At 65.5% G+C, this 14,441-nt stretch carries 13 protein-coding genes, 1 tRNA gene and 1 pseudogene; 8 read left to right on the plus strand and 7 right to left on the minus strand.

The annotated features are described in order from the left end of the window. Window positions 1-86: 86 nt before the first annotated feature. Entirely contained in the window at window positions 87-1,943 is a 1,857-nt protein-coding gene (locus QX048_RS32315) for an alkaline phosphatase family protein (RefSeq protein ID WP_315827867.1), read from the plus strand. A gap of 329 nt (window positions 1,944-2,272) precedes the next feature. On the opposite strand, the gene QX048_RS32320 is transcribed toward QX048_RS32315, so the two are convergent. Together QX048_RS32320 and QX048_RS32325 are read right to left on the minus strand one after the other, a co-directional pair. Next, a complete protein-coding gene (locus QX048_RS32320) occupies window positions 2,273-3,001 on the minus strand; it encodes a hypothetical protein (RefSeq protein WP_315827866.1) in 729 nt (242 codons plus the stop codon). Between the two features lie 196 nt (window positions 3,002-3,197). Continuing rightward, entirely contained in the window at window positions 3,198-3,767 is a 570-nt protein-coding gene (locus QX048_RS32325) for a hypothetical protein (protein WP_315717695.1), read from the minus strand. Window positions 3,768-4,132: 365 nt separating this feature from the next. Here QX048_RS32325 and QX048_RS32330 point away from each other — a divergent pair, with 365 nt between their 5' ends. After that, window positions 4,133-4,792, plus strand: coding sequence for a peroxiredoxin (locus QX048_RS32330; RefSeq protein WP_315717694.1), 660 nt, complete (start codon window positions 4,133-4,135; stop codon window positions 4,790-4,792). A 108-nt stretch (window positions 4,793-4,900) separates the two neighbouring features. Here the strand turns inward: QX048_RS32330 and QX048_RS32335 are convergent, their stop codons facing one another. The 3 genes from QX048_RS32335 to QX048_RS32345 form a co-directional block, all read right to left on the minus strand. Next, window positions 4,901-5,302: a DUF2177 family protein gene (locus QX048_RS32335; RefSeq protein ID WP_315717693.1), complete on the minus strand. Its 402-nt coding sequence runs from the start codon at window positions 5,300-5,302 to the stop codon at window positions 4,901-4,903. Window positions 5,303-5,374: 72 nt separating this feature from the next. Beyond that, the gene (locus tag QX048_RS32340) at window positions 5,375-7,342 is read right to left on the minus strand and encodes a DEAD/DEAH box helicase (RefSeq protein ID WP_316200847.1); all 1,968 of its coding nucleotides are present in this window, start codon (window positions 7,340-7,342) and stop codon (window positions 5,375-5,377) included. A gap of 180 nt (window positions 7,343-7,522) precedes the next feature. Continuing rightward, window positions 7,523-8,029 carry a Spy/CpxP family protein refolding chaperone gene (locus QX048_RS32345; RefSeq protein ID WP_315754798.1) on the minus strand — a complete coding sequence of 169 codons (507 nt, stop codon included), beginning with the start codon at window positions 8,027-8,029 and terminating at the stop codon, window positions 7,523-7,525. A gap of 112 nt (window positions 8,030-8,141) precedes the next feature. Between QX048_RS32345 and QX048_RS32350 the strand changes: the two genes are divergently transcribed. Further along, entirely contained in the window at window positions 8,142-8,651 is a 510-nt protein-coding gene (locus QX048_RS32350; RefSeq protein ID WP_315827864.1) for a DUF6789 family protein, read from the plus strand. Window positions 8,652-9,199: 548 nt separating this feature from the next. Beyond that, a pseudogene (locus QX048_RS32355) lies at window positions 9,200-9,343 on the plus strand (C4-dicarboxylate ABC transporter permease); the annotation flags it as partial. Window positions 9,344-9,352: 9 nt separating this feature from the next. On the opposite strand, the gene QX048_RS32360 reads toward QX048_RS32355, so the two are convergent. Beyond that, on the minus strand, window positions 9,353-11,056 hold the full coding sequence (locus tag QX048_RS32360) for a methyl-accepting chemotaxis protein (protein WP_315827863.1): 1,704 nt from the start codon (window positions 11,054-11,056) through the stop codon (window positions 9,353-9,355). Between the two features lie 126 nt (window positions 11,057-11,182). Here QX048_RS32360 and QX048_RS32365 point away from each other — a divergent pair, with 126 nt between their 5' ends. Together QX048_RS32365 and QX048_RS32370 are read left to right on the plus strand one after the other, a co-directional pair. Next, window positions 11,183-12,628 (plus strand): deoxyribodipyrimidine photo-lyase, encoded by a 1,446-nt coding sequence (locus QX048_RS32365; protein ID WP_315827862.1) that lies wholly within the window; start codon window positions 11,183-11,185, stop codon window positions 12,626-12,628. 72 nt (window positions 12,629-12,700) lie between these two features. Next, window positions 12,701-12,994 carry a histone gene (locus QX048_RS32370; protein WP_315717686.1) on the plus strand — a complete coding sequence of 98 codons (294 nt, stop codon included), beginning with the start codon at window positions 12,701-12,703 and terminating at the stop codon, window positions 12,992-12,994. Window positions 12,995-13,243: 249 nt separating this feature from the next. On the opposite strand, the gene QX048_RS32375 is transcribed toward QX048_RS32370, so the two are convergent. Continuing rightward, on the minus strand, window positions 13,244-13,687 hold the full coding sequence (locus QX048_RS32375) for a hypothetical protein (RefSeq protein WP_315827861.1): 444 nt from the start codon (window positions 13,685-13,687) through the stop codon (window positions 13,244-13,246). A 221-nt stretch (window positions 13,688-13,908) separates the two neighbouring features. Here QX048_RS32375 and QX048_RS32380 point away from each other — a divergent pair, with 221 nt between their 5' ends. Further along, a complete protein-coding gene (locus tag QX048_RS32380; protein ID WP_315827860.1) occupies window positions 13,909-14,169 on the plus strand; it encodes a hypothetical protein in 261 nt (86 codons plus the stop codon). 116 nt (window positions 14,170-14,285) lie between these two features. Continuing rightward, window positions 14,286-14,362, plus strand: a tRNA-Arg gene (locus tag QX048_RS32385). The last annotated feature ends 79 nt before the right edge of the window (window positions 14,363-14,441 follow it).

Genomic DNA, 14,441 nt, shown 5'->3' on the forward strand with positions numbered 1-14,441 from the left:
TGTAACAAAACTGTCACCCGGCAAAACTAAAGCTCTTCCCTGCGGCGAGACGCCGCGATTCCGCCGAATGCCTTCAGGAGTTTTCAATGCGCCGCCCGCTCGTGCTGCTGTGCGCCGGACTGACCTTGCTGTCGTCCGGAGCCGCATTTGCGCAGAACGCCACCCCCCATAATCTCATCCTGTTCATTCCCGACGGCCTGCGTGCGCTCAAGGTGACGCCGGAGACCGCCCCGGCCATGGCCGCCGTCCGCGACAAGGGCGTCAACTTCAAGAATTCGCACTCGCTGTTTCCGACCTTCACGATGGCCAACGGCTCGGCCATGGCGACCGGCCATTATCTCGGCGACACCGGCACATTCTCGAACACGATCTTCACGGGCTACACCTCGGCGCCGGCCGGCGATACCGTCGTGCCCTTCATCGAGAACGACGCCGTGCTCGGCGACGTCGACGAGCATTTCAACGGCGACTACCTCAACGAGGACACGATCCTGAAGCTTGCCCGCAAGGCCGGTTATTCGACCGCCGCGATCGGCAAGCTCGGCCCGACCTATCTGTTCGACCACACCGGCTGCCCTTGCAAGCCCGGCGCGACCTCCTCGATCGTGATCGACGACTCCACCGGCAACAAGAATGGCGTGCCGGTGACCGACGAGGTCAAGGACGCCATGACCAAGGCCGGCCTGCCGCTGGCGACGCCGTCGCGCGGCGACAACGGAAAGGCGGGCGACGCCAAGACGCCAGGCACGACCTCGGCCAACGTCGCGCAGCAGGCCTACATGGTCGACGTCGCCACCAAGGCGGTGCTGCCGATGTTCAAGGCCCGCAACAAGCCGTTCGTTCTGGTGTTCTGGTCGCGCGACCCGGACGGCAGCCAGCACAATCACGGCGACAGCCTCAACACCATCACGCCGGGCATCAACGGCCCGACCTCGATGGCCGGCATCAGGAATGCCGACGACAATCTGGCGGCGCTGCGCAAGGCGCTCGACGATCTCGGGCTTGCCGCCTCGACCAACATCATGGTCCAGGCCGACCACGGCTTCTCGACCATCTCCAAGGAGAGCAAGACGAGCCCGTCGGCCAAGGTCGGCTACGACGACACGCCGAAGGATTTCCTGCCGATGGGCTTCCTGGCGATCGACCTCGCCAAGGCGCTCGATCTGCCGCTGTTCGATCCCAACGACAAGAACGCGGCCGTATCTGAGGGCAAGCACCCGAAGGCCGGCAACGGCGTGCTCGGCAAGGATCCTGCCAAGCCCGACCTCGTCGTCGCCACGAATGGCGGCTCCGACCTGATCTATCTGCCCAACAACGACAGGAAGCTCGCCCGCCGTACCGTCAAGGCGCTGCTGGCGCAGGACTACGTCTCCGGCATCTTCGTCGACGACAAGCTCGGCGAGATTCCCGGCACGCTGCCGCTGTCGCGGATCAACCTGCAGGGCAAGGCGGTGACGCCGCACCCGGCGATCGTGGTCAATTTCCGCTCCTACGTCGCGCCGGACTGCGACCAGCCGTCCAACTGCCAGGTCGAGGTCGCCGACACCGTGCTGCGCCAGGGCCAGGGCATGCATGGCTCGTTCGGCCGCGGCGACACCTACAACTTCATGGCGGCCATCGGACCCGACTTCAAGGCTGGCTTCGTCGATCCCCTGCCCGTCAGCAATGCCGATGTCGGCATCACCGCGGCGAAGCTGCTCGACCTCAAGGTCGCGCCGAAGGGCAAGCTGATCGGCCGCATCATGACCGAGGCGATGCCGAACGGCACAACGCCCAAGGCGACGTCGGACGTCATCAAGTCGGACCCGGCCGCCGGCGGCCTGCGGACCGTGCTGAAGCTGCAGCGCGTCGGCACCCAGCGCTATTTCGACGTCGCCGGCTTCCCCGGCCGCACCGTAGGCCTGGACGAGGAAGCGCCGAAGCAGAAGGCGGCGGCGAAGTAGTCAGGCGTTGCGACGCCCGTCCAAGACCAAAAGACTTAGTGCCCCGTGAAAGCGGGGCATTCTTGTTTGCTAGGTCAAAGGCTCCTTCCGCCTTGCAAATTCGCATTGGCACTAGACGACCGTTTCCAAAGTCCTGGCCATATTGATATGGACGTGCAGACCCCCGCTGTCATCGTCCGCGAAGGCGGACGATCCAGTACGCCGTGACGTCTCGGTTCAATATCTTCTGCCGCGGACTACTGGATGCTCCACCTTCGCGGAGCATGACAGCCGTGGAGACGGCGAGAGCTCAACCCAGCAACCACCGTCGGTTCTAAGGAAACACTCGTCTAGCCAGACGCACGGACAGCTATCGTGGTCCGCATGCGCTGCAGTCTGAGCGCAACGAACGAGAAGCCGATCATCAGTCCCGCTGCGAGCGCGCCGGCCGCAGCAAATAGGAAGTACTCCGGAATCATGAGCATCTCGATTGCATAATCATAGTGCTGGCGACTCGCAGTTGCCGTGATGATGTCCCATTCGCGATGCACGGCCGCGACAAAGCTGCCGAGATAGCCGCCCGCGGCCCCGGTCCAGACAAACGCGATCGTGTTGAGCCGATAGAGCCACGCCAGACAAATGGCGACAGACATGATCGCAATCACGATCGCGATGTAGGGCTGCCATTCGAACCCGGATGTCCACTCGAGCATGAGGTATGTCGCCAGGGCAGCAGCAGCGAGCGACAGCAACATTAGCACCACCGAGTGCAAACTCCGCAAACGATCGATGAGACCTCGATCGTTCGAGGTCTGTAAGCCCCAGCGCGCCAGAATAAGCCTCACCTGTGCGGCGCAAATCCCTCCTAAGATTTCCAGCACAAGATCGCCAGAGAACGCGAAGTCCCGCGCGACCGCGAACCAGGCTCCCTTGAGATTCCACAACAGCCATAGTTGGAACAGGATCGGCGCGAACGCGCTCAGGAGCACCCGCGGAACGTAACGCCTGTTCCAGATGTAGGGCAGCGCACATACGAAGCCAAAAAGCCAAGCTTCGAGGCTTCGGATCACGATCTCCACGATATCCCCCGATCTGCGCAATCACGGCAGGTGCACCGGCGCCAGCGGAGTATTTCAATGCCACCGGTCCGCCTCGTCAAGCAGCGGGTCTGCGCCTACAGGAGCCGACGCACGCCACGCATACGCCGAAAAGAAAAGAGCGCGATGATGTCATCGCGCTCCTCGAACTCGGTCTCGTGGATGAGGCGTGCTGCGCTTACATCCCGATGTCGATCATCGACGGCAGTTGCGCCAGCGGCAGCACGGTGACGCCGACGAGCGTCGCGACCATGGCTCTCAGGACGCGGTTGCCCTGGCGCTTGCCGCGCATCTGCTTGGCGACCCATTCCAGCACGTCGGTGCGGACGCCGCGCGCATTGGCCGGCGCCCAGCTCGCGATGTCGGTCTCGGCGGCCAGCGCGACGCTGCGCGGCGGCACCGGCAGGCCGGATGCGGAGGCGGTGTGATGCGCAATCGCCTTGGCGAGCAGGTCCTCGAACCGGCCGTTATCGTTGCGTTCGGTCGCGGCCTGGTCGATCGCGAACAGGGCCTCGGCTTCGGCACGGCTCACCGGGGCATCGTTCACCGCAGCGGCGGTGAGGATGCGCACGCACCAGGCGACGTCGTCGGCATCGAGCACCCGGGAGAAATGCACGCGTCCCGCGGTGGTCGGACCCTCACCGGTGATCACGCCGTCGCGCACGATGCCGAGCGCGAAAGCAGCGGTCTCACAGGAGGACGGTTCGAGACCATCGATGCCGATGGTTTTTGGTGCAGAGGTAGCCATGTTCTCTTCTCAGTTGCTGTGTTGACCCACCTTGTCGGCGCGCGTCTGAACGAGTGGTTAACGGTTCGAAACGCTGCTGTGGGTTTTTGTATCGGTTGCCGATTTGCCGCAGTGACCTCGATCACGGTTCAATGCCGAGGGCCGTCAGGGGGCGGCGTGTTGCGACCGCCAGATGGCGAAATCTGGGCAACCGGTCGTCTCACGGATGTTTCGTCGCAGCCCGGGAACTCAAAAGAAGTTGTTGGCTCCGTGAGTTCCAGAGAAATCTTTTTCTCTTTCTCGTGAGACAGTTCCCTTGAGGAGCAGTATTTCCTATAGTGTTTAGAAGAATTTATTTCCGCCACTGCAATGAATTGAGGACTGCCATGGCTCTCCAGATCGGCTCCACTGCCCCGGACTTCGAGGCGCAAACCACCGAAGGCAAGATCAAATTCCACGACTGGATCGGCGACAGCTGGGCCCTCTTGTTCTCGCATCCGAAGGATTTCACCCCGGTCTGCACCACCGAGCTCGGCGCGCTGGCGCGGCTGAAACCGGAGTTCGACAAGCGCGGCGTCAAGCTGATGGGCCTGTCGGTCGACCCGGTGGAGAACCACGCCAAGTGGTCCGAGGACATTCGCGAGACGCAGGGTGCCGCGCCGAACTACCCGATGATCGGCGACACCGACTACAACGTCTCCAAGCTCTACGACATGCTGCCGGCGGCGATCTCCGGGGATCCGTCCAAGCGCAGCGCGGCCGACAACCAGACCGTCCGCAACGTCTTCATCATCGGGCCCGACAAGAAGATCAAGCTGATCCTGGTCTACCCGATGACCACCGGGCGCAACTTCCAGGAAATTCTCCGCGTCATCGACTCGCTGCAGCTCACCTCCAAGCATCGCGTCGCCACCCCCGCCGACTGGAAGCAGGGTGAGGACGTCATCATCGCCGGCTCGGTGTCCGACGACGAGGCCAAGACGATCTATCCGAACGGCTGGAAGGCGCCGAAGCCGTATCTGCGCGTGGTGCCGCAGCCGAAGTGACGGCGGCAAACGACGTTTAACGACGTCATCCCGGGACGCCTCGCAGAGGCGGACCCGGGATCTCGATAGACTGGGCTCGAACTCTGAGCGCTTCGGGCCAACGCCACTTCAGCCCCGTGGCGTCGCCCAGTCCGCGATCAGCAGCCCGAGTGTCGCCGACACCGCAGTGACGAACACGCCCCAGCTGATGTCGACCGCCACCACCGCCCAGGTCCATTGCTTGAGCATCGCCAGCGACGTCAGCTCGAAGGTCGCGTAGCAGAACAGCCCGAACAGCGCGCCGTAGAGCAAGGTCGAGCGCCATGTCGCGTCGGCCGTCCCGCTGACGAAGATCAGCACGCCCACGACATAGAGCAGATAGAACAGCACCGCCGGCACGGGGCGGATCTCGCCCAGCATCTCGCCGACCTGCGACTGGAAGAAGCCCCTGGCGACGACGCTCAGGAACGGGATGTCGAAGCCGAGCAGCACGGCCAGTGTCGCGAAATACAGAACGGCGTACCGGCTCATGCGCGGCTCCTCCCTGGTAGCTCACCTGCCGATAACGCGGAGCGACGGCAGCCCCCGCCCGGGCCGGGCCGATCAGCCGCGGCGCTTGGCCTTGGCCTTCTTTCCACCCGGCGCCTTGGTCCGCGAGGGTCTGTCTGAATACGTCTGTCCGCCGTGGCTGGACTTGTCGCGATGCTGCTTTTTGTTCGCGAACGCCGGCTGTTGGCCGGGTTTCGCCGGCCCCTCGCGATGCGGCTTGCCGCGCGGCTTGGCGTCCCTGCCCCCGCGCGGCTCATCGCGCTGCAGCGGATGGTAGGCCGTCTCGTCCGCCTCGCGCCGCGGCGGCCGCTTGTCGGCGCGCGGCTTGTCCGGTGACGCCTGCCCCGAGGGCGCGCCCGCCAGCGGCTCGATCCGGATATTGTCCTCCTTGTCGGGACGGCGGATGTTCGCAGTGAAAGCGTCGGCGACCCGCGCGGCGATCTCGAACTCGGTCGTCGTGTCCTGGATCTTGATGGCGCCGATGTCGTGCTTGTCGATGCCGCCGCGGCGGCAGATCATCGGCAGCAGCCAGCGCGCTTCCGCATTCTTCCTGCGCCCGATCGCCGCCCGGAACCAGACGCTCGGCTCGCCCATGCCGTGGCGCGCCGACGGCTTTCCTGTCTTCGTTCGGGGCGCCGGCGGCCGCTCCTCGCCGCGCGCCGGCCTGGCGGTGTCGCGACCGCGATCCTCCCGCGCACGGCCGCGATCCTGGCCCGGATCCAGAATGTCCTCGGGTGACGGCAGCCGCGCGCGATAGAGCCGCGCCAATGCGGCGGCGATGTCCTCGGCCGACCGCTCCGCCAGCAGCGCCTGCGCGAGCGCCAGATCCTCCGCCGTCGTCTCCTCGGTGAACACCTGGTCGTGGAGCATGCGCTCCTGATCGAGCTTGCGGATCTCATCAGCTTGCGGCGCCGCGCCCCACGCGGCCTCGATGCCGGCGAGGTTCAGCAGCGTTTCCGCCCGCCGCCGCCGCGCCGGCGGCACCAGCAGCACGCTCACGCCCTTGCGGCCGGCGCGGCCGGTGCGGCCCGAGCGATGCTGCATCACCTCGGGATCGTTCGGCAGCTCGGCGTGGACCACGAGGTCGAGCTTGGCGAGATCGATGCCGCGTGCTGCGACGTCGGTTGCCACGCACACCCGCGCGCGCCCGTCGCGCAGCGACTGCAGCGCCGTGGTTCGCTCGTTCTGGGTCAGCTCACCCGACAGCGCGACGACGGAAAAGCCGCGTTCCAGCAACGCCGCCTGCAGATGGCGCACCTTCTCGCGGGTGTTGCAGAATACGATCGCGCTCGGCGACTCGTAGAAGCGCAGCACGTTGACGACCGCGTGCTCGACATCGTCGGCGGCGATGCGGATGGCGCGGTACTCGATGTCGGCATGCCCGCCTTCGTCGCCCTCGACCTCGATCCGGAACGCGTCGTCCTGATACTGCTTCGCCAGCGCCACGATGCCGCGCGGGAAGGTCGCCGAGAACAGCAGGGTCCGGCGCGTTTCCGGCGTGGTCTCGAGGATGAACTCGAGGTCCTCGCGAAAGCCGAGATTGAGCATCTCGTCGGCCTCGTCGAGCACCACGGCCTTCAATTCCGAGATGTCGAGACGCCCGCGCCGCAGATGGTCGCACAGCCGCCCGGGCGTGCCGACCACGATATGGGCGCCCGCCTCGAGCTCGCGCTGCTCGCGGCGCGGATCCATGCCGCCGACGCAGGAGACGACGCGCGCGCCGGCGTGCTGATAGAGCCATGCGAGCTCGCGCTGCACCTGCAAGGCAAGCTCGCGCGTCGGCGCCACGATCAGCGCCAGCGGCGCGGTCGCCCGCGCAAACCGCTCGGCCTCGCCGAGCAGGTTCTTCGCAAGCGCCAGCCCATAGGCCACGGTCTTGCCCGAGCCGGTCTGCGCCGAAACCAGCAGGTCACGGTCGACGGCGTCATGTGCAAGCACGGCGAGCTGTACGGGCGTCGGAGTCTCATAACTGCGCTCGGCCAGGGCGCGGGCGAGCGGCGGATTCGTCGTGGGAAAGGACAAGTGACGGGAAACCTCGTTTCGATCCGGCTGCTTTACGCCATGCCGCGCCGGAACACGAGGGCCGTGAACGGTCAAATGCCGTCCTGCTCAGTGCGCCCAGCCCGCCCGGACGACACCGATGGTCGACGGCCGCGCGGCCGGGAAGGCGAGACGCGCGGCCACTGCCCCGCCAGGTCTCGGCTACTCGTCGCTCCACGGCCAATGCCAGTGATGCCAGCCCCAGTTGCGCGGACCGCTGGCGTCCATGGCCGCCTTCTGCTTGTCATCGAGCGAGTCGTAAAGCGCCTGAAACGCCGGGCGGACGATCTTGATCGCCTGCTGCATCGTGTCGAGGCGCTGTTCCGCCAGTGCGAGGCGGTCGGTCGCCTTGACCGGCGGCGTCGCCGGGCAGTCCTTCGTGATCAGCTCCGCGGCCTTTGCCGATGCCGCCTTGAGATCATCGAGCCGCGCCCGCTGCGTGTCGTTCGGCTTGATGGCGGCCTCGATCTGCGACATCCGCCATTCGGCAAATCCGGCCATGCGGGGATTGCACAGGAAGCCGAAGCCCCGACCGCCCATCATCCCCGGCCCCATCATCATGCCGGGGCCCCACCCTGGTCCGCCCGCGCCCGGCTGGGCAAAGGCCGGCGCGGCGGTGACGGTCACGATTGCGGCCGCGAAGACCAGCGCGCGTGGATCTAATCGCATGGCAGAACTCCTTGACGTGGCACCGATGAGTTTGCGCAAACTAAGCGCGCGGCGAGCTTTGGTGCTTGAGCGAGATCAACGGATCACTGCAGAGCCATGGCGAATTGAGGAGATGACAACGATACGCAGCTATCGCTGGATATGGACATCGGCGGTCGCATCGGGCTGCGGGACGCTGGCGCATATCGGCCTGATGGAGCTCAAGAGCGGGCTTCACCTGTTGCCGCAATTCGATCCCGCCACGGCGCTTCTCGACACGCTCTCGCCCCTGTTCGCCCGAGCGATGCATGATGGGGCGCCGCTGTGGTTGCTCTCGCAGCTCAACGGAGCCTTCCTGATCGGCCTGCTGTTCGGGCGCTTCTTCCACCGCCTGCCCGGCGGCAGCGGTGTCGCCAAAGGCTTCCTGCTCGGGCTCGCCGGCTGGTTGCTGCTCGGAATCGGGTTGTTTCCCGCCATCGGCCTTGGACCGTTCGCAACGTCGCTCGGCCTGGGCGCCGGCCCGGCGCTGTTTTCGCTGGCGATGGTCGAGGCGTATAGCGTCGTGCTGGGCGCCGTGTATGCGGCCCTGCAGAGACCGGATCAGAAGATCGAGCCTGGCCGCGGAGACAGCAATCACGCCTGACCGCCGCCGGGAGGTCGGCCGCCCCATTTCGAAAAGGCCGAATTTTTTTCTTTCGTTTTCTCGTAAATCGTGTATGATCCGCGTCGTCCTGCCCCATGCAGAGGGACGTACGCGTCGTCACGAACGTCGGTGCGGGATGCGGTGGCCGCGAACCATGCCGGACGCGCGTTTCGCGCAGACGACCGGCATGATCGCGGACGTGAAGTCGCAGCGTCCTGACACCCCGAAGCTGGTGTCACGTTCGCGACGGCGCTAACGCGCCGCGCGGATCATGGTGGCCAACACGCCCGGCGCACCAGGGAGACTGCGTATAAGCGTGAAGACATCGCGCAGGGAATGCCGGTTGATCGGCTTTGCCTGTGGTACCTGCCGCCTGCATTTTTTTCGCAGGCGGGCCATGGGTGAGGCCTTCACCCGGCATTCCGTGCGCCCTCTCGTTTTGCAGAGGGTGAGCATGCAGCAGAACTCGGGCTGATCATGCCGCGGGAATGCGAGGTCATGTCTTGAGACGCTTGCGCAGATCTCTGTTGTCGTCCCGGGCACCGTCCGTGATCCAGGGCCTGACGGAGGACGGTCTCGGCTACATCGCGCGCGTGACCGCCCCCTACCTCGTCATCATGATCGGCTTCGTGCTTCTGCTCACGCTGTTTCCGGGCATCGTGACCATCCTGCCACGATTGCGCTACGGGTGAGCAGCCGTGTCAGGCCGCGCGCATGCCGTCGAGGAACTTCTGCACCTCGGCCTTCAGCCGAAGGCTCTCGCCGGACAGCGCCCGGGCCGAGGCGAACATCCGGTTGGAGCTTTCGCCGGTCTCGCCTGCCCCGCGCGCCGCGCTGCGGATGTTCTCGACGACCTCTGCGGTGCCGGTTGCGGCCGAGCGGACGCTCTGGGTGATGTTCTGCGTAGCGGCGCGCTGCTGTTCGACGGCGGCGGAGATCGAGGCGGCGATCCCGTTGATGCGCTCGATGGTCGAGCCGATTGCCTTGATGGCGTCGACCGATTCCTGGGTCACGGTCTGCATGTTGGCGATCTGGCTGGAGATCTCCTCCGTCGCCTTGGCGGTCTGGCCGGCCAGGGTCTTGACCTCCTGAGCGACCACCGCGAAGCCGCGGCCGGCATCACCAGCACGGGCGGCCTCGATGGTGGCGTTGAGCGCCAGCAGGTTGGTCTGCTCGGCGATCGAGGTGATCAGCTTGACGACGTCGCCGATGCGGTTGCCGGCGTCGGACAGCTCCTTGATGCGCTGGTCGGTCGCGGTCGCCTGGTTGACCGCCTCGGCGGCGATGGCGTTGGACTCCTGCACGCGGCGGATGATCTCGGCGATCGAGCCGGACAGCTCGTCCGATGCAGCAGCCGCAGTGCGGACGTGCTCGGATGCGGTCTCCGACGCGCCGGCCGAGTGGCCGGACAGGTCGGCGGTGGTGCGCGCCGTCTGGGTGAGCTGGCGCGCCTCGCGCTCGAACTCGCCCGACGAGGTCAAGACGTTCTCGATGATGCCGCCGATGCTGGCCTGGAACGAATCGACGAAACGCTGCAGCTCGGCCTTGCGCTGCTCGACAGCCGCTGCGGCCGCAGCGGTCTGCTCCTCGCGCATCCGGCGCCGCTCGCTCGCGGCACTGCGGAACACGACCAGGCTGCGGGCGATTTCACCGATCTCGTCGCTGCGGTCATCGGACTTGATCGCAACGTCCTCGCGGCCCTCGGCGATGGCGGTGAGCGCGTCGGTCACCGCGGCGAGAGGCTTGGTGACGCGGCGAACCGCCAGCATGGTCAAGCCGAGCACCAGCAGCGCGGCGATCGCAGCGGCGACGACCATGGTCCGCATCGCCTGCGACAGCATGGCGTCGAGCTCGGCCATGGGCACGCCGACATAGAGAATGCCGATCACCTTTCCAGCCGGATTGGTGACAGGAAAATAAGCGGTCATGAACGACTTGCCGAACAGCGTCGCGGGGCCCTTGTAGGCCTCGCCGCGGCGCAGCAGCGCCTGCGCCGGATGATCCGCGGCAAGCTGGGTGCCCACGGCGCGGTCGCCATTCTCCTTCTTCACATTGGTCGAGCGGCGGACGAACTGGCCGCTGTCATCAACCACGAACAGCGTGGCGCTGCCGCCGACATAGGACACCGCGCGATCGACGATCGCGTGATCCTTGATCTCGGGAATCGCCGGAATCTCGATGCGCGTAACGACGCCGTTCTGCACGCTGACTTTCGCGTCGCCGAACGTTTCGGTGAACGTCAGCGCGAAGGTGCGCAGATTGCCTTCGATGTCGCGTTTGGCGCGATCCGTGAAATCGGAGGACAGCGACCAGTACGCCGCGCCGACCACGAGAGCTGTGTTCAGGGCGATCACGACAACGGCGCCAATCAGCGCCTTGGTGCCGAGCTTCAATTTGACGGACACGAGATAAACCTTCCAGGGGAACTGCAACTGAATCTCAAACTGCCCGTAGTTGGTTTCAAAGCGGTTATTTTCCGGAGCGTAGAATACCGGAACTCTCGATAAAAACGGCAATAAGATACCCTGATCATGTCCTCCTCCCCCATCATCGTATGGTTTCGCGAGAGCCTGCGGCTGTCTGACCACCCCGCGTTGCATGAAGCAGCGAAGTCGGGCACTCGGATCGTTTGTAGTTACGTCCACGATCAGGAAAGCCCTGGGTTGCGTCCGCTCGGCGGCGCGGCGCGCTGGTGGCTCGCGCAATCGTTGCGTGCACTCCAGGCCGAACTACATGCGCTCGGCGCCGAGCTCGTGATCCGGCGCGGCTCAGCGGCCAAGGTGCTCGGCGAGCTGGCGCGCCAAACCAGGGCCAGCGCGGTGTATTGGAACGACGTCGCGCAGGCCGGCCCCCGCGCCGTGGCTGCCGGCGTCGAAGCAGCACTCGCCGAGATCGGCGTCTCTTCACGCGTGTTTCCCGATGACCTTCTGGTCGATCCGGCCGAGTTGCGCGGCAAGGATGGGCGCGGCCCGCGCGTGTTCACACCGTTCTGGAAGCGTGTGCTCGCTCTGGGTGATCCGCCGAAGCCGCTGCCGCGGCCGGCCCGGCTGTCGCACGCCCCCGGCGGCGCAAGCTTGCCGATCGGTGAGCTCGCGCTCGAGCCGCGCAAGCCCGACTGGGCCGGCGGCCTGCGGGCGTCATGGCAAGCCGGCGAGCGCGCGGCACAGGCGCGCCTCGCCAGCTTTCTCGAAACGGCCGTGCAGTCCTATGCCGCCGATCGCGACCGGCCCGACATTGAGGCGACCTCCCGGCTGTCGCCGCATCTGCGCTTCGGCGAGATCAGCCCGCGCCAAGTCTGGCATGCGGCGCGATTTGCCGCCGCCGCGCGTCCAGCTTCCGCCGCCGGCATCGACAAGTTCCTGAGTGAGCTCGGCTGGCGCGAGTTCAGCCGCCACCTGCTCTACAACAATCCCGACCTCGCAACCCGCAATCTGCAGCCGGCCTTCGATGCCTTTCCCTGGGCGCAGGATCATTCAGCGCTGCAGGCCTGGCAGCGCGGGCGAACCGGTTATCCGATCGTCGATGCCGGGATGCGCGAGCTCTGGCATACCGGGAGCATGCACAACCGCGTCCGCATGGTGGTCGCCTCGCTGCTCGTGAAGCACCTTCTGATCGACTGGCGGCTCGGCGAACAGTGGTTCTGGGACACGCTGGTCGACGCCGACCCGGGCAGCAATCCGGCAAGTTGGCAATGGGTTGCGGGATCGGGCGCCGACGCCGCGCCCTACTTCCGCGTCTTCAATCCCGTGCTGCAGGGCGAAAAATTCGATTCTCGCGGGACCTATGTCCGCCGCTGGGTGCCGGAGCTGGCGCGCCTGCCGGCCACGCTGATCCACCAGCCCTGGGCGGCGAAGCCGCTCGAGCTCGCCGAGGCCGGGGTTGAACTCGGCCGCACCTACCCGGCGCCGATCGTGGATCACAAGCCCGGGCGGGAGCGCGCGCTGGCAGCCTACGCGAGCTTGCGCACAAGTGATTAGTTGGGGTGCGCTTTGACAGCACAGAGAATCCAGCTATCGTCGCAGGGTTTCCAACAAATCGGGGGACCCGATATGGACGACACTCCACTCTCTGATCCGACCGTGACCGAGACCAGCATGCCCGCCGAGGCGCCGAAGGATCCGGTGATCACGACGGCGCCTAAGGCCCGACGAGCGGCCAAGAAGACCGCGAAGAAGACCTCCAAGAGGGCTGCACCCAAGCGTGCCGCCGCCAAGGCCAAGAAGGTCGCGACCAAGAAGTCCGCCAAGAAGACCGTGAAGAAGGCGGCCAAGAAAGCTGCGAAGAAGACGGCCAAGAAGGCCACCAAGAAAGCGGCCAAGAAGACGAAGAAGGCCAAGCGCTGATTCTGCCTGGCTCGGGACCGAAGGCGACTCGTCACCTTCGCTGATGGTCTTGGCGAAACAATCCAGTGCCCGGTAGTGGGGACGATCTGGCGCTGGATTGTTTCGTTTGTCGCCGTGCGGTTGGGAGCCGGGACCTGGCATCCGCGGCGCGACGCAGCGACCGGTGATGCCTCGCGGACGCCGGGCCGGCTTGCGATCGGATTGCCGGCAGAGGTCTGCTGGGACAGAGATTCAGTGCGGGCGGTGCCCTCACCAGACGTCGGGACAGGGGTCGACGATCTTCCAGAGCTCGATGCCGTTCTTGATCCGCTTCATCTCGGTGGTGAGCCCGCCGTTGCGCCGGATCCAGTCCTTCACCGAATCGGGGTAATAGGACATCAGCTCGGACGTCCCCTCCATGCTGGTGACCTTGATGCCGAACGTGAACGCCTTGTCGTAATAGGCCTGGTGGAAGCCGAGGCTGGCCCTCGGCGTGACGCAGATCCTGTTGAGCGGCACGAAGCCGAAGACGAGCGTGCAGGCGGAATTGCAGATGCCGTCGATGATGACGCGCTGACGCGTTTCCCTGACGTGCCTGTACTTGGCCTTGTACTCTTCGATGTAGCCACCATGGTCGCGCGTAATGTGCAAATCCGCACACGCCGGGCTAGCGGCGACCAGCAGGAGCACGACGCTTGGGATCAGGCGATTCATGGATCGGACGGCAAACCCGGTCTTTTCTGGCGCTGTCGCGACAACGGCTCGGGCCCAATGCACGACGGCACTTGCCGGACCTTGTCATGATCTTCTTAAGCACGCGGAAAAGGCCAAAATTTTGACGGGTTATCGCCTTTTGCGCACCCTTTCCGCCACTTCCGCGTTAGGCTATCAGCCAGACGGCCGGCCTTGACGTCGTTTTCCGGAGAAGAAAAGTCATGAGCAAGCTCGCATCCCTCGCCGCCGCCTTGATCGTGTCAATTGCCGCCCTGGTGCCGGCCACGTCCGAGGCGCGCAGCCATCATCGGCATCATCGCCACCACCACGGGCTGCCCTACGCCATCAGCTTTCTGCACAATTATGGCCCCGGCCCGCTGCCCGGCACCTTTGCGTTCTATGACGGTCCTTCCACCAACCACTGCTACCAGAGCTCGGCGGCCTATATCGGCCAGGACCGACGCCGGCATCCCTGCTTCTGACGCCATCCATGGACGCCCCGCCAGCTTCGGCGCACGACCGTTCATGTCCTGCGGAGGCTGGCCTTGGCCATCCAAGTCTGGTATCCCGGTGACGCGGGAGATTTGGCCCGCATCGCGCGCTCGTAGCTCAGCTGGATAGAGCATCGGATTTCGATTCCGAGGGTCGGGAGTTCGAATCTCTCCGAGCGCGCCAGTCATCACCCGACCCAGCACTCGACCCTTGAGCCCGTACCACCCGACGCTGCGGGCGGCATGTCGAGATCATCTCCGGC

Origin of the sequence: Bradyrhizobium sp. SZCCHNS30572 (genome assembly GCF_032484415.1) — a bacterium.
Classification (GTDB): Bacteria; Pseudomonadota; Alphaproteobacteria; order Rhizobiales; family Xanthobacteraceae; genus Bradyrhizobium.

What these genes read in the sequence shown, in the direction of transcription:
- QX048_RS32315 (WP_315827867.1), top strand. Translation starts at nt 87, where the DNA reads ATGCGCCGCCCGCTCGTGCTGCTGTGCGCCGGACTGACCTTGCTGTCG.
- QX048_RS32325 (WP_315717695.1), bottom strand. Translation starts at nt 3,767, where the DNA reads ATGGCTACCTCTGCACCAAAAACCATCGGCATCGATGGTCTCGAACCG.
- QX048_RS32330 (WP_315717694.1), top strand. Translation starts at nt 4,133, where the DNA reads ATGGCTCTCCAGATCGGCTCCACTGCCCCGGACTTCGAGGCGCAAACC.
- QX048_RS32335 (WP_315717693.1), bottom strand. Translation starts at nt 5,302, where the DNA reads ATGAGCCGGTACGCCGTTCTGTATTTCGCGACACTGGCCGTGCTGCTC.
- QX048_RS32345 (WP_315754798.1), bottom strand. Translation starts at nt 8,029, where the DNA reads ATGCGATTAGATCCACGCGCGCTGGTCTTCGCGGCCGCAATCGTGACC.
- QX048_RS32350 (WP_315827864.1), top strand. Translation starts at nt 8,142, where the DNA reads ATGACAACGATACGCAGCTATCGCTGGATATGGACATCGGCGGTCGCA.
- QX048_RS32365 (WP_315827862.1), top strand. Translation starts at nt 11,183, where the DNA reads ATGTCCTCCTCCCCCATCATCGTATGGTTTCGCGAGAGCCTGCGGCTG.
- QX048_RS32370 (WP_315717686.1), top strand. Translation starts at nt 12,701, where the DNA reads ATGGACGACACTCCACTCTCTGATCCGACCGTGACCGAGACCAGCATG.
- QX048_RS32375 (WP_315827861.1), bottom strand. Translation starts at nt 13,687, where the DNA reads ATGAATCGCCTGATCCCAAGCGTCGTGCTCCTGCTGGTCGCCGCTAGC.
- QX048_RS32380 (WP_315827860.1), top strand. Translation starts at nt 13,909, where the DNA reads ATGAGCAAGCTCGCATCCCTCGCCGCCGCCTTGATCGTGTCAATTGCC.